This is a genomic window from Parachryseolinea silvisoli, assembly GCF_021190955.1.
Taxonomy (GTDB): Bacteria; Bacteroidota; Bacteroidia; order Cytophagales; family Cyclobacteriaceae; genus Ohtaekwangia; species Ohtaekwangia silvisoli.
The window spans coordinates 99,994-121,139 of record NZ_JAIOAO010000009.1 but is presented as its reverse complement, the minus strand read 5'-3'; the positions used below and the strand labels follow the sequence as shown (position 1 = coordinate 121,139).

21 protein-coding genes are annotated in these 21,146 nt (G+C 52.3%); 16 read left to right on the top strand and 5 right to left on the bottom strand.

Features of this window, described 5'->3' with window-relative positions; all coding sequences use genetic code 11:
• Positions 1 to 2: 2 nt before the first annotated feature.
• The 8 genes from ccoS to K7P01_RS31280 all read left to right on the top strand — a co-directional run bounded on the left by ccoS (position 3) and on the right by K7P01_RS31280 (position 7,740).
• Entirely contained in the window at positions 3 to 167 is a 165-nt protein-coding gene (gene ccoS / locus K7P01_RS31315; protein WP_267298542.1) for a cbb3-type cytochrome oxidase assembly protein CcoS, read from the top strand.
• The gene (gene hemN / locus K7P01_RS31310) at positions 164 to 1,534 is read left to right on the top strand and encodes an oxygen-independent coproporphyrinogen III oxidase (protein WP_267298541.1); all 1,371 of its coding nucleotides are present in this window, start codon (positions 164 to 166) and stop codon (positions 1,532 to 1,534) included. Before ccoS ends, hemN begins: the two co-directional genes overlap by 4 nt.
• A 296-nt stretch (positions 1,535 to 1,830) precedes the next feature.
• Positions 1,831 to 3,975: a cytochrome-c oxidase, cbb3-type subunit I gene (ccoN, locus tag K7P01_RS31305; protein ID WP_267298540.1), complete on the top strand. Its 2,145-nt coding sequence runs from the start codon at positions 1,831 to 1,833 to the stop codon at positions 3,973 to 3,975.
• Between the two features lie 12 nt (positions 3,976 to 3,987).
• The gene (locus K7P01_RS31300; RefSeq protein WP_267298539.1) at positions 3,988 to 4,182 is read left to right on the top strand and encodes a hypothetical protein; all 195 of its coding nucleotides are present in this window, start codon (positions 3,988 to 3,990) and stop codon (positions 4,180 to 4,182) included.
• Positions 4,183 to 4,186: 4 nt separating this feature from the next.
• Positions 4,187 to 5,134 carry a cbb3-type cytochrome c oxidase N-terminal domain-containing protein gene (locus K7P01_RS31295; RefSeq protein ID WP_267298538.1) on the top strand — a complete coding sequence of 316 codons (948 nt, stop codon included), beginning with the start codon at positions 4,187 to 4,189 and terminating at the stop codon, positions 5,132 to 5,134.
• Positions 5,135 to 5,145: 11 nt separating this feature from the next.
• Positions 5,146 to 6,609, top strand: a complete 1,464-nt coding sequence (gene ccoG / locus K7P01_RS31290; RefSeq protein WP_267298537.1) for a cytochrome c oxidase accessory protein CcoG — start codon at positions 5,146 to 5,148, stop codon at positions 6,607 to 6,609.
• An 11-nt stretch (positions 6,610 to 6,620) separates the two neighbouring features.
• Positions 6,621 to 7,049, top strand: a complete 429-nt coding sequence (locus K7P01_RS31285) for a FixH family protein (RefSeq protein WP_267298536.1) — start codon at positions 6,621 to 6,623, stop codon at positions 7,047 to 7,049.
• 10 nt (positions 7,050 to 7,059) lie between these two features.
• Complete coding sequence (locus tag K7P01_RS31280; RefSeq protein ID WP_267298535.1) at positions 7,060 to 7,740, top strand: sulfite exporter TauE/SafE family protein; 681 nt, start codon at positions 7,060 to 7,062, stop codon at positions 7,738 to 7,740.
• On the opposite strand, the gene K7P01_RS31275 is transcribed toward K7P01_RS31280, so the two are convergent.
• Together K7P01_RS31275 and K7P01_RS31270 are read right to left on the bottom strand one after the other, a co-directional pair.
• Positions 7,737 to 8,798, bottom strand: a complete 1,062-nt coding sequence (locus tag K7P01_RS31275; protein ID WP_267298534.1) for a response regulator — start codon at positions 8,796 to 8,798, stop codon at positions 7,737 to 7,739. The two genes, K7P01_RS31280 and K7P01_RS31275, sit on opposite strands and share 4 nt — an antisense overlap.
• Positions 8,776 to 10,053, bottom strand: coding sequence for a PAS domain-containing sensor histidine kinase (locus tag K7P01_RS31270; protein ID WP_267298533.1), 1,278 nt, complete (start codon positions 10,051 to 10,053; stop codon positions 8,776 to 8,778). Before K7P01_RS31270 ends, K7P01_RS31275 begins: the two co-directional genes overlap by 23 nt.
• A gap of 115 nt (positions 10,054 to 10,168) precedes the next feature.
• Here K7P01_RS31270 and K7P01_RS31265 point away from each other — a divergent pair, with 115 nt between their 5' ends.
• Positions 10,169 to 10,600: a universal stress protein gene (locus K7P01_RS31265; RefSeq protein WP_267298532.1), complete on the top strand. Its 432-nt coding sequence runs from the start codon at positions 10,169 to 10,171 to the stop codon at positions 10,598 to 10,600.
• Between the two features lie 9 nt (positions 10,601 to 10,609).
• Here the strand turns inward: K7P01_RS31265 and K7P01_RS31260 are convergent, their stop codons facing one another.
• Positions 10,610 to 11,587, bottom strand: a complete 978-nt coding sequence (locus tag K7P01_RS31260) for a glycoside hydrolase family 43 protein (protein ID WP_267298531.1) — start codon at positions 11,585 to 11,587, stop codon at positions 10,610 to 10,612.
• Positions 11,588 to 11,875: 288 nt separating this feature from the next.
• On the opposite strand from K7P01_RS31260, the gene K7P01_RS31255 reads away from it, so the two are divergent.
• On the top strand, positions 11,876 to 12,214 hold the full coding sequence (locus K7P01_RS31255; RefSeq protein ID WP_254084596.1) for a hypothetical protein: 339 nt from the start codon (positions 11,876 to 11,878) through the stop codon (positions 12,212 to 12,214).
• A 64-nt stretch (positions 12,215 to 12,278) separates the two neighbouring features.
• Here the strand turns inward: K7P01_RS31255 and K7P01_RS31250 are convergent, their stop codons facing one another.
• Together K7P01_RS31250 and K7P01_RS31245 are read right to left on the bottom strand one after the other, a co-directional pair.
• Positions 12,279 to 13,490, bottom strand: coding sequence for a DUF763 domain-containing protein (locus tag K7P01_RS31250; protein WP_267298530.1), 1,212 nt, complete (start codon positions 13,488 to 13,490; stop codon positions 12,279 to 12,281).
• A gap of 434 nt (positions 13,491 to 13,924) precedes the next feature.
• The gene (locus tag K7P01_RS31245; RefSeq protein ID WP_267298529.1) at positions 13,925 to 14,494 is read right to left on the bottom strand and encodes a YceI family protein; all 570 of its coding nucleotides are present in this window, start codon (positions 14,492 to 14,494) and stop codon (positions 13,925 to 13,927) included.
• Between the two features lie 92 nt (positions 14,495 to 14,586).
• Here K7P01_RS31245 and K7P01_RS31240 point away from each other — a divergent pair, with 92 nt between their 5' ends.
• The 6 genes from K7P01_RS31240 (at position 14,587) to K7P01_RS31215 (ending at position 21,125) form a co-directional block, all read left to right on the top strand.
• On the top strand, positions 14,587 to 15,009 hold the full coding sequence (locus K7P01_RS31240) for a winged helix-turn-helix transcriptional regulator (RefSeq protein ID WP_267298528.1): 423 nt from the start codon (positions 14,587 to 14,589) through the stop codon (positions 15,007 to 15,009).
• A 154-nt stretch (positions 15,010 to 15,163) separates the two neighbouring features.
• Positions 15,164 to 15,715 carry a sigma-70 family RNA polymerase sigma factor gene (locus K7P01_RS31235; RefSeq protein WP_267298527.1) on the top strand — a complete coding sequence of 184 codons (552 nt, stop codon included), beginning with the start codon at positions 15,164 to 15,166 and terminating at the stop codon, positions 15,713 to 15,715.
• Positions 15,716 to 15,881: 166 nt separating this feature from the next.
• On the top strand, positions 15,882 to 16,850 hold the full coding sequence (locus K7P01_RS31230; RefSeq protein ID WP_267298526.1) for a FecR family protein: 969 nt from the start codon (positions 15,882 to 15,884) through the stop codon (positions 16,848 to 16,850).
• Positions 16,851 to 16,863: 13 nt separating this feature from the next.
• Positions 16,864 to 19,515, top strand: a complete 2,652-nt coding sequence (locus tag K7P01_RS31225; protein ID WP_267298525.1) for a TonB-dependent receptor — start codon at positions 16,864 to 16,866, stop codon at positions 19,513 to 19,515.
• 20 nt (positions 19,516 to 19,535) lie between these two features.
• Positions 19,536 to 20,285: a hypothetical protein gene (locus K7P01_RS31220; RefSeq protein ID WP_267298524.1), complete on the top strand. Its 750-nt coding sequence runs from the start codon at positions 19,536 to 19,538 to the stop codon at positions 20,283 to 20,285.
• Between the two features lie 30 nt (positions 20,286 to 20,315).
• Entirely contained in the window at positions 20,316 to 21,125 is an 810-nt protein-coding gene (locus K7P01_RS31215) for an HmuY family protein (protein WP_267298523.1), read from the top strand.
• Positions 21,126 to 21,146 lie beyond the last annotated feature (21 nt).

Here is a 21,146-nt window from a genome sequence, read left to right as displayed (position 1 = left end):
TCATGATGATCATTATATTGCTCATTTCGATCAGTCTCACTATCGCGGTAGCATTCCTGGTGGTGTTCTTCTGGAATATCAAAAGCGGCCAATACGACGACATGTATACGCCTTCGGTCCGCATGCTCTTTGATCAGAAAAAAGACGACAATAAACCTGTGTCATGATCACTGCTCCCGAAACTTCGCTGCTCAAAAAATACGACGTGCCGGTGCCCCGGTATACCAGCTACCCCACCGTGCCGTGCTGGAACGTGAATGATTTCTCTGCTAAACCATGGATACAGGCCGTTGAAAAAGTGTTTGATGAAACCAACGACAGCCAGGGCATCAGCCTGTATATACACCTACCATTCTGCGAGAGTCTGTGTACCTATTGCGCTTGCAATACGCGCATTACAAAGAACCACGCAGTGGAAGAACGTTATCTACGCAGTGTATTGACAGAGTGGGAGCTGTATCGTTATATCTTTGGTAAAAAACCGCAATTACGGGAACTGCATTTGGGCGGCGGTACGCCAACGTTCTTTAGCCCGCAGAACCTGCATACGCTTTTGCATACGATCCTTGATTCGTGTACACTGCATCCGCAGCGGGAGTTTAGCTTTGAAGGGCACCCAAATAACACGACGGCAGAGCACTTGCAGACACTGTACAACCTGGGCTTTCGCCGCGTGAGCTATGGGGTGCAAGATCTCGATCTTACGGTACAAACGGCGATACATCGTATACAGCCTTTTGTAAATGTCGAGACGGCCGTGCAGAACAGCCGGGGGATTGGGTATGATTCGATTGGTTTTGATTTGATCTATGGTTTGCCTTACCAGACGGTGGAGACGATTGCTGAAACGTTCCGCCAGGTGATTCAGCTGCGGCCGGACCGCATTGCTTTTTATAGCTACGCGCACGTGCCGTGGTTGAAGCCGGGACAACGGGGATATGAGGATGCCAACCTGCCGAACGATGCTACTAAGCGCCTGCTTTATGAGACGGGCCGGCGTTTGCTACATGCGGCGGGGTATCATGACATCGGGATGGATCACTTTTCGCTGGAGTCCGACGCGCTGTATAGGGCAGCGCAGGAAGGGTCGTTGCATCGGAATTTTATGGGATATACCACAAGCCATACGCAACTGTTGGTGGGGTTGGGTGCTTCGTCTATTAGTGATGCGGGGTATGCTTACGCGCAGAATAGTAAAAGCGTGGAGGAGTATGAAGCTGCCGTGGCGGGGCACCATCTGCCGTTGTTGAAGGGGCACCTGCAAACAGATGAAGATCGGTTGTTGCGGCGGTGTATTTTGGAAATTGCGTGTCAGGGGAAGCTTGGTGGCGCATTATTAGCGCAGGCTTTGGATGAAGGGATAGCGCTGGGGTTGCGGGAATTGGAGATGGATGGAATTGTGGAGTTCAGGGAAGATGAGTTGTGGGTTACTGAAAATGGAAGGGCGTTTATACGAAATGTTTGTTATGTGTTTGATAAGAGAATGAGAAGGCAGCAGAGCGGAATGACACCGGTTTTTAGTCGGGCTATTTGAGTTGGGAATAGTTTAAAATGCAGGCTTCGCCAGTCTAAGACTGGCAACAGTTGTAGTCACAAGAGCCGCGCTTCGCGCTTACTCTTGCGCCAGCAAACATTCGCAGCATGGTTGCTGCCTTGTGCATGAAACGGCCGTCTAACCAGCAAAACCTGACACCAAATCCACGCATTTAGAATCGATATAAAGAGGGACTGATAAAAATCAGGGAGGCCACTAACGTGGGTCATACGGGGTGGTGAGGGGGTACTCTAATTTTAGGTCACAAAAAATTAGAGAACAAACTGCTAACGCGCATGGAACTTGACAAATTCAGTTACGACAACCGGATCGTCAAAGCCTTTATCATTGCCACCGTGGTCTTTGGGCTGGTGGGGATGTTGGTGGGCCTGACGGCGGCTATTCAGCTGGTCTACCCGGTCTTTAACTTCGATCTGCAGTATACGTCTTTTGGACGCATACGGCCTCTGCACACCAATGCCATCATCTTTGCCTTTGTGGGCAACGCGATGTTTGCCGGTGTCTATTATTCCATGCAGCGTCTGCTCAAGACCCGCATGTATAGCGACCGCCTCAGCTGGCTCCACTTCTGGGGCTGGCAGCTTATCATTGTCGCCGCAGCTGTCACACTGCCGCTCGGGTTCACTTCTTCCAAGGAATACGCCGAGCTGGAATGGCCCATCGACATCGCCATTACGGTGATCTGGGTAGTATTCGGTTGGAACATGCTGGGCACGATCATCAAACGCCGCGAGCGGCACATGTATGTAGCCATTTGGTTCTACATCGCGACATTTATTACGGTGGCGGTACTGCACGTGGTCAATTCGTTTGAGATACCCGTAACCCTCTTTAAAAGTTACCCGGTCTATGCCGGCGTGCAGGATGCCCTCGTGCAATGGTGGTACGGCCACAATGCCGTGGCGTTCTTCCTCACGACACCTTTCCTGGGCATGATGTATTACTTTCTGCCAAAGGCGGCAAATCGCCCCGTGTACTCCTACCGACTCTCTATCATCCATTTCTGGTCACTCATTTTCATCTACATCTGGGCGGGCCCGCACCACTTGCTATATACTTCACTGCCCGACTGGGCACAATCACTCGGCACTGTGTTTTCGCTGATGCTTATTGCTCCGTCCTGGGGTGGTATGCTAAACGGTCTGCTGACGCTGCGGGGTGCGTGGGACAAGGTACGCGAAGATCCGGTTTTGAAATTCATGGTAGTAGCCGTGACAGCATACGGCATGGCTACGCTGGAAGGCCCCCTGCTGTCGCTGAAGAACGTTAACGCGATTGCCCACTTTACCGACTGGATTGTGGCACACGTGCACGTGGGCGGGCTGGGCTGGAACGGCTTCATGACCTTTGCCATGCTGTACTGGATGGTTCCCCGCATGTGGCGCACCAAACTGTACTCGACGCGGATGGCCAATGTGCACTTCTGGTTGGGTACGCTCGGCATCATCTTCTATGCGCTGCCCATGTATGTATCGGGCGTCGTGCAAAGCCTGATGTGGAAGGAATTTAATCCAGAAGGCATGCTGATGTATAAAAACTTCCTGGAAACGACGGTGCAAATACTGCCCCTGCACGCCCTGCGTGCGGTCGGTGGCGCCCTCTACCTTAGCGGTGCCATCCTGATGACCTATAACCTGATCAAGACGGCTTATGCCGGTAGCTTCCTGGCAAACGAAGACGCTGAAGCCATGCCGCTTACAAAAGGCTATGTGTCCACCAGTGGTGGCTGGCACCATCGCTTGCTGGAACACAAGCCCGTACTCTTTACAGTACTGACCTTGATCGCTATTCTGATCGGGGGCGCATTGGAGATGATCCCTACGTTCCTGGTGAAGTCCAATGTCCCTACGATCAGTAGCGTCAAACCTTATACGCCGCTTGAGCTACACGGCCGCGACATCTACATTCGTGAAGGCTGCGTGAACTGTCACACGCAAATGGTTCGCCCCTTCCGCTCGGAGACCGAGCGCTATGGCGAGTATTCCAAGGCCGGAGAATTCGTGTACGACCACCCGTTTCTGTGGGGCTCGAAACGCACCGGTCCCGACCTGCACCGTATCGGCAGCAAGTACTCCAACAGCTGGCACTACAACCACATGCTGGCGCCCGACGCGGTGTCTACAGGTTCGATCATGCCGGCATACCTGTGGCTGTCGGAGCAAACCATCGACAAAACCGAAACCCGCGGCAAGATCACCGCGCTGCGCAAAGTAGGTGTGCCGTATGAAGAAGGGTTTGAAGAGATCGCCAACGAAGACCTCGAAAAACAAGCCCTGTCTATCACGGCATCGCTGAAGGCCGACGGCATTGAAGTAGCATCGGACGCCGAGATCATCGCGCTCATTGCCTACCTGCAACGACTGGGCACGGACATCAAAGCAGCTCCTGCCGACGAAGCAGCCCTAGGCGCCAACCAATAACCGACTCCCTATATGTATAAGAACGTATTGCAAAACATCGACAACATAGCGATCTGGCCGGTAGTGTCATTCGTTATCTTCTTCCTCTTCTTTCTGTGCCTGCTGTGGTATGTGTTCACCGCCGACAGGAAGTTCATCGACAAGATGAAGAACCTGCCTGTGGAAGCCACCGACGACGACACGATCTCCAACACTTCTAATGTATAGCGGTATGAAATATTCATCTATTACGTTACTCACGGGAGGCCTGCTGGCGGCCACCACTGGTCTGGCCGCAGATACATCACCCGCAGCTACAGCACCGGGCTTCTGGGACGATCCCGTCAATCACCCCCTCATGCCCCTCTACGCGTTATCATTCTTTGCTGCCATTGTGGCAATCCTGGTCGTGGTAGTATGTTTCTCGCTGCTACGCGTGTTGAATGTACTTATCAACTTAACCGCGAAAGAACGCGCCGAAAAACAGGGAATCACGTATGTACCCCCGAGCAGCTTCTGGCAACGGGTTGTGCAGAAGGCAAATGCCTCGGTACCGCTCGCGCGAGAGCAGGACATCGACCTGGGACACGACTTCGACGGCATTCGTGAGTTGGACAACCACTTGCCGCCATGGTGGAAGTGGCTCTTCGCCGGTACCGTGGTCTGGGCACTGGCCTACCTTGTTGCCTACCATCTCTATGGCAACCTGCCACTGCAGCAGGAAGAGTATGACCGGGAAGTGGCGATTGCTGACGAACAAATGCGTGCGCGCAAAGCCGCTCAGCCGGTAGAAGAGATAGACGTCAACACACTGAAATATACCGCAGACGCGGCGGCACTGGAAAAAGGTAAAGGCGTTTTTGCCAATAACAACTGCGGATCGTGTCACCGGGCCGACGGCGGTGGTAACACGATCGGTCCGAACCTGACCGACGCCTACTGGCTGCACGGTGGTGGCGTCCAAAACATATTCAACACCATCAAGGCGGGTGTTGTCGAGAAAGGCATGCCGGCCTGGGGTAAAACGCTTAGCCCGCAGGATGTACGCGATGTGACCTTTTATGTTATGAGCCTGCAGGGCAGCAATCCTGCCAACGGAAAGGCGCCACAAGGTGAGATCTTCCAGGAAACACAAGCGACGACTGACAGCACCGCGGCGGCGCCGCAAGCATCGCTCTAAAGCATCATGTTATGACCGACGAAGTATATCAATTCAACGAAGAGTTCCGGAATTCCATCGCCACAGTCGACGGGCAAGGCAAACGTATCTGGATTTATCCCAAGAAACCCGCCGGCACCTTTCACCGTTGGCGTATTGCCGTCACCATACTCCTCCTGACAATATTCTTCGCCGGTCCGTTTCTCCGCATTGGTGGTCAACCGTTCTTGCTATTTAATATATTCGAACGGAAATTCGTCATCCTCGGCCAGGCGTTCTGGCCGCAAGACTTTGTGCTACTGGCCCTCATTCTCATTGCATTCTTTATCTTCATCATCGTCTTTACATTGGCCTTCGGGCGTGTATGGTGTGGATGGATGTGTCCGCAGACGTTGTTTATGGAAATGGTCTTCCGCAAGATAGAATACTGGATTGAGGGCGACGCCCCGGCGCAACGCCGGTTAAACGCGGCGCCGATCAGCTTCCAGAAGGTATGGAAGAAGACGTCCAAGCACCTGATCTTTCTTATCATTTCTGTCATCATTGCGCATACCGCCCTGGCGTACATGATCGGCACGAACCAAACGCTGGCCATCGCGAGCCAGTCGCCGATGAACAACCTGGCGGGCTTTCTTGGGCTCGTGGCCTTCACGGCAATCTTCTATGGGGTTTATGCACGCTTTCGCGAGCAGGCATGTATAGCGGTGTGTCCTTACGGCCGCTTGCAAAGCGTGCTTCTGACCAAAGAGTCGATTGTCGTGGCGTACGACTGGCTGCGGGGTGAGCCGCGCAGACAGCTGCGCAAGAAACAAACGGTGGAAGCGCCGAAAGGCGACTGCGTGGATTGTAAGCTGTGTGTTCACGTCTGCCCTACCGGTATTGATATTCGCAACGGCACACAACTGGAGTGTGTAAACTGTACGGCCTGCATCGATGCGTGCGATGATGTAATGTTAAAGGTCAACAAACCCACTGGACTGATCCGCTATGCTTCGGCCGCCGCGATTGAAAAAGGTAGCTCCAAAATCCTGACGCCGCGTTTGATGGCCTACACAGCAGTGCTGGCGGCGATTGTTGCATTGCTGGGCTTCACACTCGCCACACGCTCTGACGTTGAAACGACTGTATTGAAGGTATCGGGCACGTTGTATCAAAAACCGGGTGACGGCTATATCTCAAATCTATATAATGTAGAGTTCATCAATAAGTCGTTCGATGCTGTGCCCATAACGGTACGGGTAGTATCCCCGGCCACGGCCGAACTTCAAAAAGTAGACGGTGAAGATATCTTGCTGCCCGCCGAGGGCATGCTCAAAACCGTATTCTTTATACGCATACCGGAAGAGAATATAAAAACCGCCCGCACGATAGTACACCTGGAAATATACCATCGCGAGACCGGCAAGCTGCTGGACCGTGCAAAAGTCAAATTCATTGGTCCGGTCCGGTCTTCGTCCGATGTCAACAGCCGTCTGAAAGACGAACAGTCACACTAAAACCTACAATCATGAACTGGGGAAAAAGTATTATCCTGGCGTTTATTCTGTTTGCGGCATTCATTGCCGTACTGGTAACGGTCTGCATACGGCAAGACGTAAGCCTGGTGAGCAAAAACTATTACCAGGAAGAGCTAAAATACCAGGACCAAATCGACCGCATAGCCAACACGGCACAACTGGCGAACAAGCCTGTTATTTCCACCTCGGCACAACACGGGCTGACACTGTCGTTTGACCAACTGCCCAACATCGAATCCGGCGAGCTGAAGTTATTCTGTCCGGCGAATGCTGCCGCCGATAGAGCTTTTGTACTAAAAGCCACGCCGGAGACCACGCAACTATTCGGCAGCAACCTGCCGCAAGGCATGTATCGCGCTCGCATGACGTGGCGCATGCAAGGCCGCGAATTCTACCACGAAGAAATCATTCACCTCTAACAATACGCTTATGTGGCTCACGGCGCTGATCATCGGCCTGGCGGGAAGCATCCACTGCGCAGGCATGTGTAGCCCGCTCGCCATGGCCGCGACCGTACGGAACGCCCGCGTGTGGCGCGCCCGCTTGCTATACAACGGCGGCAGGATTCTCACGTACGCGATAATCGGAGCGGCGATCAGCAGTATCGGCGCATGGTTGCCCCTTGGAAATTTTCAAACCATTGCTTCCCTCCTAACAGGCCTCGTATTGTTACTCATGGCTGTCACCGGTGCCTATGCCTGGAAAATACCTATACTCTCCGGCGTCTGGATGCGGCTGGCGTCATTCCTCAAAATACATTTAGGTGTATTGCTGCAGCAGAAAGGGCTTCTGACAACGGCGTGGCTGGGTATGTTAAACGGCCTGCTCCCTTGTGGCCTCACTGCGGTAGCGTGGTCGTATTGCATCACGCTGCGGGGACCGCTCGATGGTTTTAACTTTATGCTGCTGTTTGGCCTGGGCACGGCGCCCGCGATGATCGGGCTTCCCTCGGTATTCCTATGGGTCGCCCGTTCCTTTCATATCTCTACCCGGGTTTTAACTACAAGTTTACTCGTGGTCTCCGCCGTTCTGCTCATTGCCCGCGTATGGCTGACACATCCTGCGCCTGCGGCCACGAATGCGGAAACGGATATCATGTTGTGTCGCTAGCGGGCCACGTTCCAACGAACTACCTTCTCTAACTTCGCAGCCTGCACAATGCGGATCTTGCCGCCTTCTATTTCGATCAGTCCCTCGTCTTTAAAATCCGACAACACCCGAATAACAGATTCCGATGCCGTGCCGACGATCTTGGCCAGGTCATCACGCGAGATCTGAATGTTCTGTCTGGCATCGCGGAGTTGGTCGACCTTGAGCAGGGCTTCGGCCGTACGTTGCCGCACGGAGTTGTAGGCCAGGTGTAATAACTGATTTTCTTGCTCCGCTACTTTTTTGCAGAGCATCGAAATAAAGCTGGAGGATACATCCGGGTGTGCCTGAAATAACGTGAGGAAGTCATGGCGGGGTATTACAATCAACTCGCAATCCGTCATCGCAATCGCGGATTCGTGATATACATTACCCGATAGCACCGCCTCAAAGCCAAAAAAGTCGTTGGCATTGTAGAGATTGGTGATTAACTCCTTTCCGTCGGGATGCGACTTGAAGACTTTCACACTACCCGACCGCACAAAGAATACATACAGCGGCGTATCGCCTTCCGCAAAAATCTCTGCTTTCTTTTTAAACGGCTTTACTTTCTTGTCTTTACACAGATCCTCCAAGTGCAGCACCTGACGGGCATCGCGAATAAAATTATCGAGACCCTCCTCGGTGGTGTCATAGAGCTTGCGTTGCAGATCGCTTTTGCGCAGGCGGGCTTCAATAGCATTGAGCAGTTCCGTATCGTCGAAGGGCTTGGTCAGGTAATCATCCGCCCCCAGGTTCATGCCTTTACGTATGTCGGTCTTTTCGGTCTTTGCCGTCAGGAATATAAAGGGAATGCCGGCTGTCTCATCCTTCTTGCTGAGAATGTGCAGCACACCATAGCCGTCCAGCTCGGGCATCATGATGTCGCAGATGATGAGGTCGGGTTTCTCCTGCATGGCCAGCTCTACGCCGTTCTTGCCATTCGGTGCAGTCACGACATTGTAGCCTGCCAACGATAAAATCTCGTCGGTGTTTTCACGCACGTCGGCGTTGTCTTCAATTAAGAGAATTTTCTTCATACGTATCTGGAATTACAAGGGTAAATATACTGCCGGTACCGGCTTCACTGGTAAAGCTTATCCTGCCACCGATCAGGTCGGCATAGCGTTTCACGATGTTGAGCCCCAGGCCTGTGCCCTGTACCTGGCCGGCGTTGCTCGCGCGGAAGAACCGGTCGAACAAATGTTTCTGCTCGTCTTTGGGTATACCGATGCCTTCGTCGCGCACGGAAAAAGAGACATGGTCAGGATGGCGCTGGCATTCGATAAAAATGCGTTTGCCTACATCGGAATATTTGCTGGCATTGGAGATCAAATTGAAGAGGATGTGACGCAGAATACGTGCATCGGAATAAATAGGCTCCGCGGCGGGCGGGCAGAGCAACAGGATCTGCTGTTGTTCTTTCAAGACCGAGCTGATCTCTTCTTTTACCTCCTGCACGAACGGCGAGAGGTCGATGCGCTCACGCGACATTTCGATCTTACCTTCTTCCAGGCGACCGAGCGACAGCAGGTCATCGAGAATAGACGTCAGGTGCTTAACGGAAGTCTTAATGCGTTGCACGTGCTTGTGCACTTTTTCCTGGTCCTGCTTTTCACTGTACTGTTGTACGAGCGACGCGGAGCTCAGTATAGCGCTTAGCGGCGTGCGAAACTCGTGCGAGGCTATCGAAACAAACTTTGACTTGAGCTCGTTCAGCTCCCGCTCTTTGCCCAACGCATGGTGCGCGTCTTCTTCTGCACGCTTGCGGTCTTGCACTTCTTTTTCCAATGCCTCCACCATACCGTTCAGCGCCTGCGTGCGGCTCTCGACTTTTTTCTCAAGCTCAACAGCATAGACAATCAGTTGCTCCTCGCTGCGGCGCAGGGCATCTTCGGATTTTTTGCGCAGGGTGATGTCGCTGATGAAGGCCATGACGTACAGCTTGCCCTTCAGGTGGGTATAACTCAAGCTGATTTCCACGGGAAACTCACGGCTGTCTTTTCGCAGCGCCGTGAGGTCGCGGCCTATGCCCATGCGGCGCGGCTCGGGGTGTTCATTAAACTCGCGGCGGAATGACATATGCCGCCCCCGATAGCGCTCTGGCAACAACTGCTCGAGCTGCATGCCGTTCATCTCGTTCTTCTCATAGCCAAAGAGGTGTTCGGCCACAACGTTGGCTGTGATGATCTTACCCGTCTCATCCACCATAAGGATACCCTCGGACATACTTTGGAAAATCTCCCGGAAAGCATCATTCGATTCAAAGGATATGGGAAGTGCGTTTTCCATCATACAAGTATTGCAATTACTGGCTGACACGAATATGACAAAAATCAGCTTCAGTATTGACTTAAATCGGCTCTAACCTTTTAAAAGACACCTAAGTTCGTATGTGAATAAGCCTCGAGTGAAAACGCCTACAGACGCTATCCCCCTTACCAGCAACCGGATTCTGTGCGCAATTGACTTTTCGGAGTCGTCGCTGCACGCCCTTCGGTGGGCCGTCAGTCTTGCCCGTCAGTTTGACGAGCACCTTACCATTCTCTACACCTACCGGCTCATCAAACCCACGCACGGCCATGCCCTGGAGATGAAAAGGAAAATCGAAGAGGACTCGCTGCAGCACTTTAAGCTGCTCGAAAAAGAATACCTGGCAGACCCGTTGTTGTCGTACGACTTTCAGATGGAGATTGGCTTTATGGCCGACCGCATCACGGACCAGCTGCGCCACAATCACATCTCGTTTCTTGTCATGGATAAAAGCATGCACGTCGTAAACAAAGAAATGTTCGACGACCTGGTAGGCCGTCTTTCCATCCCGCTGGTATTGGTGCCCTAGTCGCGCCGATTACTTCAGCGGCGAAACGCCCACACCTTCGTGTGTGATCTTTACAGGCTTTATCATGCCTTGCTCGTCAAAATACATGCGGTCGATGCATGTAACCCGGTGGTCGCGACCGGTATCGCCCAGCGGACGACGGTGATAGACAATATACCACTGATCTTTTTTCTCGTCGTGCATAACCGAGTGGTGCCCTGCACCCGTGGCCACGGCAGGATCCTGCTGCAGAATCTTACCGATACGTTTGAAAGGTCCGAAGGGCGAGTCGGCAATGGCATAGGCCACTGAATAGTCGGGGCCTCCCCACCCTCCTTCCGACCACATAAAATAATATTTATTGTTGCGAATAAACATGAAAGGTCCTTCCACGTATCCTTCGGGGGTGATCGACTTAAACACCTCGCCATCGTCAAAGGGTTTGAAGCCGGTGAAGTCGTCTTTCAACCGGGCGACGTTGCAATGACGCCAGCCGCCGTAGAAGAGATAATAAGAACCATCTTTATCCTTAAAGGCAAACTGATCGATGGGCTGTGCGCCGTGGTGAAATTTATCAATCAGGGGTTTACCCAGCAGGTCTTTAAAAGGGCCTTCGGGGCGATTGGCTACTGCTACGCCGATACCACCATGCTCCTGATCATTCTGAATGTCGTTGGCGCCAAAAAACATATAATATTTACCGTCTTTGGCTATGATCGACGGCGCCCACACCGCGCGGCGCGCCCATTTTACGTTGGCGGTATCGAGTACATGGGGGTGCTTTTTCCAATGCACGAGGTCGCGTGACGAAAAGGCATCGAAGAATACTTGTTGTTCGTATAGCGCCGAGTATGTAGGATAGATCCAATACTCTTTGCCGAAAATAATTCCTTCGGGGTCAGCATACCAGCCAGGAAACACGGGATTGCCGGGTGCAGGATTGGATGATTGTGCCGCTACCGGGCATGCCACACACGAGCAGAAAAGAAACAAAACAATATTCTTCATGTAAGCCATTAAATAATTCTTTAGTAGAAATATCTGAAATTGGGAACATAACACCCCCGAACGTAGTCATCGCTGTGCAAGCTACATCGCCAAAGCTAAAAAAAGCTGCGTGGTTCATCGCACACGGCATGGCACAAAGTTTTCTGGTCGTGCGACGTGCTCGCGAAATGATTGTCAATGAGCAATTTGGCCTTCGATAAAAATGCGCCCCTTTCAGCAATATATTAAAATACATTTTAAAATAGTACTCCTCGATTTTATATCATTTTTCTAATTATGCCTCCAGATATGAGCAACCCCAAGACTTTTTCAACGACTGAAAACGAAGCGACCGACATTGTCGACGTCATTCGTAAGTTACGCAACGACCTGATCAAAGATTTTCTGGATGAACGAAGCCTCGCGGCATATGTAGCGGATCATTACAAGATCACCGACCTTTCGCCGGTGAAGGTGGAGTTTATCAAGGGAGAATTGAAGAAGATGCTGATTGCGCCCGTAGATGTGGAGTGGTACAAACCTATCCTCGACGACTTCCAGGCGACCGGCAGCGCTGCCCTTTCTGAAGGAAACGAAAAGCTGTTCTACAAAGAGATCGAGAACATGCTGAAAAGGTTTATCTATTAACAGCTACAACCTGTTAAAAAGAAGAAGCCGTCTCTCACGTCGAGACGGCTTTTTTATTGCCCTCTTAAAACAACTTCAACTGTCCGCCCCGCGGCGGCCTGGCACGACCAAACACGGTGCGCCCGTCGTGTTTCCATGATTCGTTCCGCTCCTGCTCGATCACCGCGTCTAAATTGGTATTCGGTATAAAATCTTTCTCTGCGCGATAGGACAGCTCCGACAAGCTGCGAATGGCCTGCTGGCGATCGGTCTCTCCGATCTTCGCCCGCTCCACCGCTACCTTCAGCGTGGAGATCGTTTCGTCGTATACCTTTAGCGGCACGGGAAACGGATGCCCATCCTTGCCACCGTGTGCAAATGAAAAACGCGCAGGGTCCGTAAAGCGCGACGGCGTACCGTAAATCACTTCGCTTACCAATGCGAGCGACTGTAATGTTCGCGGTCCGAGTCCTTCCAGCAATAACAGCTCTTCAAAATCTTTCGGGGTTTTCTCGTGAGCCAGCCAGAGCATGGCGCCCAGGCGCTTCAAGTCAACATCTTCTGTTCGCACATCGTGGTGCGACGGCATCACCAGTTGCTGGATCTCACGCATCATGGCTGCAGGCGACTCTTGTGTCATCCCGAGAATAGACGTGCGGGCACCGCCGGCATCGTGCGCCACCATATTTAAGATCTGTCCCTGGCTTTCACCACAGATAGAGGCATGTGGCTCATCGACAAAAGATTGAAGCGACGCCGAATGCCAATGATAACGACGCGCGGTAGCACTTGCAGGGCTCATGCCTTGCTGCACAACCGCCCACTGTCCTTCGTCACTGACAATGAACGAGTGCAGGTATAATTGAAAGCCGTCTTGCACGGCCGTGTTGTCAACTTTTGCGCTCAGTTTGCTGCAGCGTACGAGGTAGTCGCCCGGCAGCCCGGTGCGTTCGGCTACTTGCAGCAGCTCCGCGGGAGTCTCGCGCGACTGTTTGCCTTTCCCTCCACAGATGTAAATGCCAAGCTCTTTTGCGTGCGGGTTGATAGACCGTTTTAACGCGCTCATGACGGCGGTGGTAATGCCCGATGAATGCCAGTCCATACCCAGCACGCACCCCAGGCTTTGAAACCAGAACGGGTCGCTCAGGCGTCGCAGCACTTCCGCCTTACCGTATTCTGCCAGGATTGCCTCGGTGATGGCCAGCCCCAGCTTGCTCATACGCGCGGCAAGCCACGGTGGCACGGCCCCATAATGCAGCGGAAGATCCGCCGATCCCGATCGTTTAAGCGTTGACATGCGCTCAAAGGTACAGGTTAAAACAGAACCATTTTTTTATTTCCAATGCAATAGACCGCAAACAGCAGACGTTGTAAAAACAGGTTGGCACAGAATTTTAGTAATAACGGGCGTGACACGCTCACAAAGCGTTCACGAAAGGAAGGTCGCTGTAAAACAAACAATAACAGCGATTTCCATTTAAAGAAGCCTTAGAATAGAGAATAAGGATAAATAATGGTTAGGTTAGGTGACTTAAAGGCTGCTGTAAAGCAGCCTTTTTGTATTTAACGGGGTCAAAACGCTTAAATATTAAGTGTGCGATTGTGGGTTATCTGTTACACACTTTTTCAACAGTTTGTAGAATATCCTCCGATGCAATCTTTCTTACGGCAGATAAAAAAAGAAAAGCCATCCCTGAGGAATGGCTCTTCTCATAAGACGAAATCTCGAGATTAGTCTTTCGCGAATTCGCCGTTAGCGATAAGCTCTACTTCGTCGCTTACAGCTGAGCTCGGAGTGCCTGCGCCAATACCGAAGTCAGAACGCTTCAGCGTGCCGGTAGCCTTGAAGCCGGCGATGGTCTTCTTCGAGTACGGGTGTACGCCTGTACCACCGAGGGTCAGGTCTAATGTAACAGACTTGGTAACGCCGTGCAGGGTCAGGTCACCAACCAGTTTGTACTTCTTTTCAGCTACCTTCTTGATCGAAGTGCTTTTGAATGTCAGCGAAGGAAATTTCGCTGCATCAAAGAAGTCAGGATTTTTCAAGTGACCGTCACGCTGTTCGTTGTCCGTGTCGATGGTGTTTACGTCAGCTGTCAGTTCAAACACAGCATCTGTAAAATCGGCTTTGCTGGAAGTGATCTTCGCGTCCACTGATTTGAAGCTACCATCTACAGTAGAAACTAACAAGTGAGTAACGCTGAAGCCCAGCTTAGAGTGTGCCTTGTCCAGGGTCCAGGTTTGTCCGAAGACTACTACACCTGACAACAGCAAAAAGGTGACCAATACGCTTTTTTTCATAGATTTGTATATAAGTTGGTTACTTAAAGTAACTCAAAACTATTTGGTAACTACCAGCGGTACAAGCAGCGACAAACACTTACGTAAGGTACATGGGGGTAACTATTGCTGATAATCAACCAGTTGAGCGCAGAAAAAAAATTGCAAAAATTCTCGAGGAGAAGGCTAACGGTCTATGTCCGGTACACGATTTCCTGATTCACTTCGCGAATAAGTGGTCTATGCTCGTCGTCCTCAACCTGGGCTACGCCGGCAGTCCCCGCTTTAACGAGCTCAAAGCGCGGGTGTCGGGCATCTCCCAACGCATGCTGACGGTCACCCTCCGCTCCCTGGAAGAAGATGGCCTCGTAGCCCGTCAATTATACCCCGAGATTCCGCCTCGCGTAGAATACCAGCTCACTCCGCTCGGCAAGAGTCTGCTGGACGTGATGATGGGCCTGGGTGAATGGGCCGCGAAACATGAAGCCGAGATTGCCAAAGCCCGCAAGAAGTTCCGAGGCCGCAATGCCGCCTAATGGCGTATGCCTACACGGCGAGCGGTAACATCTCGTCCTTTCTTTACTATATATCGGGTAGACCCTCTACTCTCTAAAGGTCATTTTACAGCACCTAATTTAAACCGCTTCCAAATAATGATATATTGCCGGCCTGAACTAAGACCGGTCACCCTTGTCATTACTAAACCTCTATAGCGACGAACGCCTCCTACGCCTGCTGCAAGCCGGCGATGAGCGGGCATTTAAGATCATCTTCGATCGCTATTGGGACCAGGTATATACCGCCTGCTATCGCGGCACCCGCGCCCGCGAAGAATCGCGCGAAATGACGCAAGACATTTTTAAGTCCCTCTGGGAACGTCGCGAAACATTACACGTTGCCTCCACCCTTAGTGACTATTTCGGCAAAGCCGCCCGCTACCAGACCTACAATTATTACCGCAACCAGCAAACCAAAAAGCGCCATCTCGACTGTTTCTTCCTCGACTATTGCGGCGAGGAAAACTGCACCGAAAACCAGGTGCTATACCAACAGCTCGAAGACCGCCTGGACCAATTGGTCGACAAACTGCCCTGCCAGTGTAAAAAAGTGTTTTTATTAAGCCGGACCGAAAACCTCACGCACAAACAGATCAGCGAACGGCTGAATATTTCGACCAGCACAGTGGAATATCATATCGGCAACGCGTTACGGTATCTGGCGAAGGAGCTGCAGGAATCTTAATTGCAAGGACTTCTAGCGTTACCTGATCGCGGCAGCGACACATCCACAGGGTACCCCACCTCCCCTATCAAAGGTATTTTTTAGAAAAACCTCAATTTCCTCAAAAACTACACTGTGGTCATAGTCGTTCGAAGGTATAGTCATACGTAGGCATTACCCGCCGCGTATGGAAAACATTACACCAGAACTGCTGGAAAAATATTTCAAAGGGCTCTGCACGCCGGAAGAAGAGGCGCTTGTTATCCGGGCCCTCACCGGCAAGAATGCTCCACCACCTCTACCCGACGACAAAGAAGTCTTTCATGGCATGGACAAACGTGCGTTGCACGATGAACTCTGGAAACAGGTGCAGCCGCCAACGCAAGCCAAAAAATCTATACACCGGTGGCTGCCATTGCAAATCGCAGCGTCTCTCCTGCTCCTTGCCGCTACTGTGGGCATCCTCTATCAATATCGTGCCACGCTTGTCGCTACGGATACGCAACCTACACCAGCCGCCAGCCGCGTAATACAGGCCGCCCGTGGTGAAAAGATCCGCATGACATTGCCCGACGGTACTATTGTGCACTTAAACTCGGGGAGCACGCTTACCATACCAGAAAAATTCACCGACACCGCGCGTATTGTTCATCTCTCCGGCGAAGCCTACCTGGAAGTGGCCAAAGACGCCACACGTCCCTTTTCTGTATTGACTTCCAGAACAACCGTACGTGTACTGGGCACTGTCTTTAACGTAAAGGCTTACCCGGACGATACCAGCACGATCGTTACAGTAGAGGAAGGCAGCGTACGAGTATCGGACGCTGGCGGGTATCACATACTGCTTATGCGCGACCAGGGTGTTGTCTGTGTACCGAACGGCAAGCCGCTCTCAGCGCAAAGTGTATACGCCGCAAACTATACGGCCTGGCGACACGGCACACTCGTCTTTAAAGATCAACCGCTATCCGAAGTGGCCACAACGCTTGCGCGCTGGTACAACGTGCCGGTACATATCCAGAACAAAAAACTGGCTACACATCGTTTTACGGGCCGGTTCAACAACAGCCCCACCCTGGCGGCTGTGCTGAACGAGCTTAGCACGGTGATGCAATGTCAATATGATCTGAACGATAAACGACTGATCCTATACTAAGGAAGATTTATCCATGATAGCGGTAACAACACGTTTTCTGAAATACCCGCCGGTATGGTCCACCGCGGTCTGCGCTTGCCTCATTATTATAATGAGCTTGCAGACCGCGGCAGCGAACATACCGGTGTATAGTATTCTCGATAAGAAGATTACCGTGCGGCTGAACGACACGGCGCTGAGCGATGCACTCGATGTTATCGCCGGTCAGGCAGGCTGTTCCTTTTCGTATAGCAGCACCTTGTTGGGCGGAAACCGTCGCGTTACAGTGCACTATACCGACACACCCTTACGGGATGTGCTCGCCGACCTGCTACGCGATACGCTGGGTAGCATACAAGTACATGGCAGTAAAGTGTTATTGGTTGCGGCTTCTGCCCACATTGACGGGAAGCTGACGACAGCCGAAGGCGATCCGATACCGTATGGCACGGTGCGCGTGGAAGGTAAACCGTACGGCACGACTTCCAGCGAAGATGGCGCCTTTACACTTCGCGTACCCGATGCCGGACAGTGCGTATTGAGCGCCACCGCCGTTGGATATGAGCCATTGAAGAAAACATTAACCATTTCTCCCGGGCAAACACTACAGCTCTCCTTTACCCTGCAGGAGGCCACGGTACAAATGAACGAAGTGCTCGTCACCGCTGACCGCACGCTTACGTCTACTGCCACCCGCACAGCAGTGCCTGTAGGCGATCTGCCAATGCCGGTTATGATCATCGAAGGCCGGCAGCTGGAAATGATGGGGAGCCGTCGCCTGCACGAAGTGTTGCAAGAGCAAACCGGCCTCGCCCTGACAACGGACCCGAGCGGCGCCTCCAGTGCGCTGGGATTACAAGTACAGGGGTTTGATGCCTCGTATACCATGATCATGATCGACGGCCAGCCGCTCATCGGCCGCAACTCGGTGGGTATACTCGACCTCTCCCGTATCACCATTGCCAACATCGAACGCATCGAGATCATTAAAGGCACTTCTTCTGCCATCTATGGAAGCGACGCGCTGGCCGGTGTCGTCAACATCATTACGCGCAAACAACCTGCTGATCACCCTCACGGAACAGCGGCTCTACGCTATGGCAGCAATCAAACACTCGATGCCACATTCGACGGCAGCATGCCCTGGTTGGACCAACGCGCGATCACTTCCATCTCGACCAATTTTTATCGTACCGACGGCTTTGATGCTGCACCCGACACACCGGGCAAAACATTACCGCCATTCAACAGCTATTCCTTACAGAGTAAAACACAATATCGCCTGGCACCTACGACACTCCTGACCGGCTCTGCGCGGTTTGCGTCACGCCAACAGCACAATCAGTACGACATGGATCGCCTTGGTCGCCGTGAAGACAAGAATGTGGAACAAGATGTTAATGCTACTGTTATGTTGCAGAATACGTTCCGCGAGAAGGTCGATTTACAAACGCAGTACTACTTCACGCAATACACAGCCCGGGCTACATCGACCGATCTCGACAACGACATACGCGTAAATGAAAATAAATTCCAACAATACTTCCACCGCGTGGAATCGTTTGTCAGCTATAACCCCTGGCGTACGCTAAAAACTACCGTCGGTATCGGTGGCAACGCCGAAATACTGCAGGCCTCCCGTTACGGTGATCGCCGCGATATGCAAACCGGCTTTGTCTATTTGCAAACGCACTACACACCCAACGACAAGATAGGCATCCTGGCCGGCGTACGGTACGACGTACATAACCTCTACGGCCAGCAGGTAAGCCCGCGCTTCGGCATGCGATATGCCGTTAACGAATGGCTCGTACTCAAAGCAACGGCCGGCACCGGCTTTAAAGCGCCCAGCTTCCAGCAGCTTTATCTCTCCTTCACCAATCCCTCGGCTGGATACACTGTACTCGGTGCCGCGATTTTCGACCAGGAAGTGGCACGTCTGCAAGCGAACGGTGAAATTCTCGAGCTATTCCCCGTAGCCGAAAAGGTCGGCAGCCTGAAAGCCGAGCACTCGCTCTCCTTTAACGCTGGCTTTGTATTACAACCCACGGAGGATGTCTCGTTTGAAATAAATGCGTTCCGTAACAACATCGACAACATGATCCTGGAAGATCCTGTCGGCGTGAAGCGACTCGGGACACAATTATATTCCTACCGCAACATTGAACGGGCTTTTACCCAAGGCCTCGAGACAAACCTCCGATGGACCATCACACCGGGCTTGCAGTTCGCGATCGGCTACCAGCTGCTCTACGCGAAAGATCAGAGTATCGTAGACAAAATCAAGAGGGGCGAAGAACAGGTACGTACTCCGGAAGGCCGCATCCGCACAGCAAAACCTTCCGACTATTTCAACCTGGTCAGCCGCTCGCGCCACATGGCCAACGCCAAGATCTTTTATGAGCACACGGCGCGGGGCATCAGTGCCAGCCTCCGCGCAACATACCGCGGCAAGTATGGCATCGGCGACCGTAACGTGCCCAACTTGTTTATAGATCCTTATGATCTGTACGCCGACGGCTATGTATTACTAAACGCAACCCTAGAAAAACGACTGTTTCAAAAACAGCTGGGCATCCAGCTTATCTGCGATAACATTACCGACTACAACGACAGCCTTATCCCCAACCTGCTCGGCCGGCAATTTATTACGGCATTGTCCTGGCGTTTTAATAAAAATGATTGATCACCTGTAGAACGGAAACTATGCGTCATAACTCTCCCTTTCAAAAACTCTCCCGCTATACGTCCTGGTGCCTGCTCATCGTACTCCTGACGGCATGCTCCGACGACGAGACCGGCACGCCTCCCGTAGTACTCACACCCATCGATACATACACCAGCATAGACGAGCGTACCAGTATCCTGTACGTCAAAGACCTGCCGGGCTCCGTTGGTAATACGTTTGAATCAGGGCACATTCCCATCTTCTTCAATCTGCAAGACCACACCGTCACCAACGCGCACGATACCGAAGGAGCGTGGCTTACCTTGCCCGAAGCAAAAGCGCAAGACAACAGCTGGGATGTCTGTTTCAGTGGCATCTATAACTCGTACATCACCTTCAACAACGGCGACATCAAAGACACGCCGGGGTATGGAGGCACCGGCAAGGGTGGCATGGTGGTACTCGACGCCTTGTTTGACGAGCTTGACGAAGCCCCTTCCGACGAAGCCTTCGACGCCTTCATGGCCGAGCAAACGTCCTCCGGCTGGCACGACTGGCCGGTAGGCCATAAAGGCTGGTACTTCTATAGCCTGCAAAGCCATATCATGTCGGCCATCAGCGGCGTGACCATTGTCATCCGCACCGGCACCGGCAAGTTTGCCAAGCTGGAAATGAAGACCCTCTACCTGGGCAACCCCGAGAGCCCAACGGTCAATACACCTACGCCATACTTCACTTTCCGGTACTTCCTGCAAGAGGACGGCAGCCGAAATATCTCTACACGCTAAATCTATATACTCACGCTGTATCTTAACACTATGCGATATCCATTCCTGCGCGATATACACCATCGCTTATTATATGCACTCTTCGCAGTTGCGGCGTTGACGGCCTGTTCCTCCGACGATCCTGCTCCTACTGACGACACAGAGGATCCCGACGGAGAACCCGTTTCCGGCATCTACACCGTCGCCAACCTCGCAGCGGACACACTCGCGACCTCTGCCGGCGACGCTACTCCCCTGTACTATAGCCTGGAGCAAAATAAGGTCATTCCTGCGTCAGAAGCGCAAACGGGCAACTGGGACCTCGCTTTCCTGAGTATTTACAACAGCAGCATCGCTGCGAACAACGGCGCTGCCACTACCTCTCCCGGATACGGCGGCCCGGGCAAAGGCGGCATCTACCTGTTGCAGTACGAAGACATTGACAACCAGTATTACGATGACGGCGGCAAACCCCTCAAAGCGTTGCCAGCGCGCAGCCTCTTTGAAGATGCCTTCAACCGCACAACTACTGTCACGATTGCTGACGACAAATTTCTAACCGGCAAGCGCATCGATCTCGACTACTTCGGTGGCACAAAGAGCGGCTGGGCCTACTACGACTTCTACGGCCAAATGTACCCCGACCGTCCTTCTAACGAAAAGGCGCACATCTGTTACGCCATGCCACGGCCCATTCTCGTGCGCACGGCCAAAGGCAACTACGCAAAGGTAATTCTTTATAGCATGTATAAAGATGCACCGGCAGACCCAGACCGCTCACACAAAGCCGGATTCCTCACCTTCAAGTACGCTATCCAAAAGGACGGCACTAAAAATCTCAACATTACCGAAGCTAATTAATTGATGAAGCGATCAACTTCT

Excerpts from the sequence above, each read along its gene's own strand:
- ccoN (WP_267298540.1), top strand. The coding sequence starts at position 1,831 with ATGGAACTTGACAAATTCAGTTACGACAACCGGATCGTCAAAGCCTTT.
- K7P01_RS31300 (WP_267298539.1), top strand. The coding sequence starts at position 3,988 with ATGTATAAGAACGTATTGCAAAACATCGACAACATAGCGATCTGGCCG.
- K7P01_RS31280 (WP_267298535.1), top strand. The coding sequence starts at position 7,060 with ATGTGGCTCACGGCGCTGATCATCGGCCTGGCGGGAAGCATCCACTGC.
- K7P01_RS31225 (WP_267298525.1), top strand. The coding sequence starts at position 16,864 with ATGATAGCGGTAACAACACGTTTTCTGAAATACCCGCCGGTATGGTCC.
- K7P01_RS31270 (WP_267298533.1), bottom strand. The coding sequence starts at position 10,053 with ATGATGGAAAACGCACTTCCCATATCCTTTGAATCGAATGATGCTTTC.
- K7P01_RS31240 (WP_267298528.1), top strand. The coding sequence starts at position 14,587 with ATGGGGGTAACTATTGCTGATAATCAACCAGTTGAGCGCAGAAAAAAA.
- K7P01_RS31285 (WP_267298536.1), top strand. The coding sequence starts at position 6,621 with ATGAACTGGGGAAAAAGTATTATCCTGGCGTTTATTCTGTTTGCGGCA.
- K7P01_RS31255 (WP_254084596.1), top strand. The coding sequence starts at position 11,876 with ATGAGCAACCCCAAGACTTTTTCAACGACTGAAAACGAAGCGACCGAC.
- K7P01_RS31215 (WP_267298523.1), top strand. The coding sequence starts at position 20,316 with ATGCGATATCCATTCCTGCGCGATATACACCATCGCTTATTATATGCA.
- ccoG (WP_267298537.1), top strand. The coding sequence starts at position 5,146 with ATGACCGACGAAGTATATCAATTCAACGAAGAGTTCCGGAATTCCATC.
- K7P01_RS31275 (WP_267298534.1), bottom strand. The coding sequence starts at position 8,798 with ATGAAGAAAATTCTCTTAATTGAAGACAACGCCGACGTGCGTGAAAAC.
- K7P01_RS31250 (WP_267298530.1), bottom strand. The coding sequence starts at position 13,490 with ATGTCAACGCTTAAACGATCGGGATCGGCGGATCTTCCGCTGCATTAT.
- K7P01_RS31295 (WP_267298538.1), top strand. The coding sequence starts at position 4,187 with ATGAAATATTCATCTATTACGTTACTCACGGGAGGCCTGCTGGCGGCC.
- K7P01_RS31260 (WP_267298531.1), bottom strand. The coding sequence starts at position 11,587 with ATGAAGAATATTGTTTTGTTTCTTTTCTGCTCGTGTGTGGCATGCCCG.
- K7P01_RS31230 (WP_267298526.1), top strand. The coding sequence starts at position 15,882 with ATGGAAAACATTACACCAGAACTGCTGGAAAAATATTTCAAAGGGCTC.
- hemN (WP_267298541.1), top strand. The coding sequence starts at position 164 with ATGATCACTGCTCCCGAAACTTCGCTGCTCAAAAAATACGACGTGCCG.
- K7P01_RS31245 (WP_267298529.1), bottom strand. The coding sequence starts at position 14,494 with ATGAAAAAAAGCGTATTGGTCACCTTTTTGCTGTTGTCAGGTGTAGTA.
- K7P01_RS31220 (WP_267298524.1), top strand. The coding sequence starts at position 19,536 with ATGCGTCATAACTCTCCCTTTCAAAAACTCTCCCGCTATACGTCCTGG.
- ccoS (WP_267298542.1), top strand. The coding sequence starts at position 3 with ATGATGATCATTATATTGCTCATTTCGATCAGTCTCACTATCGCGGTA.